We start from the raw sequence: 895 nt of genomic DNA, 5'->3' as shown, positions 1-895 counted from the left end.
CTTGCTGGACGCAGTGGGCTACGCATGAGGCCGCTCTGCAACCGCCAAAGTCGAGACTAGTAGGTGGCCTCATCTTCGTCGGGGACCAGACCGCGACGCCACGGCTGGCCCAGCCCAGAGCGTTCGGCCTCCCATCCTGGTTCGAGATTCAGCACCTCACGGAGGGTTGGGTCGTCGTCAAGGACGTGTCCGATCCCCACTACGCGATAGTCGTCTCCACTGTCCTGATGAGCGCTTCCGCAGTACAAGCCCCAGTCGCCGTCGGCTCCCCGACAGACCAGTAGTACGGGACGCTTGCGCTCGAAAACATGGATGCAGATCAGTGCTGCACAATGGTAGTCGAGTTCTGGATTCATGACGTGTTTACTCTGGCTTTGGCCCCGACCACTACTTTGTGGTCTTTGCCCCTTTGGAGCGGTTGCACGTGCGACAGGAGACCGTGATGTTGTCGGGTCCCGACCCGCCGCCTCGCGACCAGGGCACGACGTGGTCGAACTCTCGTGAGTTAGGCGCTCCTGCGCCATCTCGGACTTCAGTACCACAGTATTCGCATCGCTTCATGCCGTCAGAACCGGTCGCCCTACGGTTGGCCTGACGCCTCGCCTCGGCGCGTGCGCGGCGAGGTTCTGGTGCGACGGCATCGGCAACCTTTTTCTTTTTGCGCTTGACCGTCCCCGCGACCAGCGGCAGCGCCTCCTTCGCCTGTCGCCGCGCGAGGACCTCGATCCCGCCCTCGACCAGCGCCCCCGCTTCGGCGTCGCCACCGATCAAGAACAGCGTCATCTCGATCGAGATCACGACGTAAGTCGGCGGGTCCTGCATCACCTACGACACCCGGTCCCCCCTTCAGGCGGCGCGCCCGTCGGCTCAAACCCGCTCGGATCCGTGCGCGAGA

Annotated in this window: 1 protein-coding gene; it reads right to left on the bottom strand. The window is 63.7% G+C overall.

From position 1 onward, the window contains the following. Positions 1-387 precede the first annotated feature (387 nt). On the bottom strand, positions 388-798 hold the full coding sequence (locus tag DB30_RS40970) for an HNH endonuclease (RefSeq protein ID WP_146662989.1): 411 nt from the start codon (positions 796-798) through the stop codon (positions 388-390). Positions 799-895: the final 97 nt, after the last annotated feature.

It is taken from the genome of Enhygromyxa salina (assembly GCF_000737335.2).
Lineage (GTDB): Bacteria > Myxococcota_A > Polyangia > Nannocystales > Nannocystaceae > Plesiocystis > Plesiocystis salina_C.
This window is presented reverse-complemented; position numbering and strand designations above follow the sequence as displayed.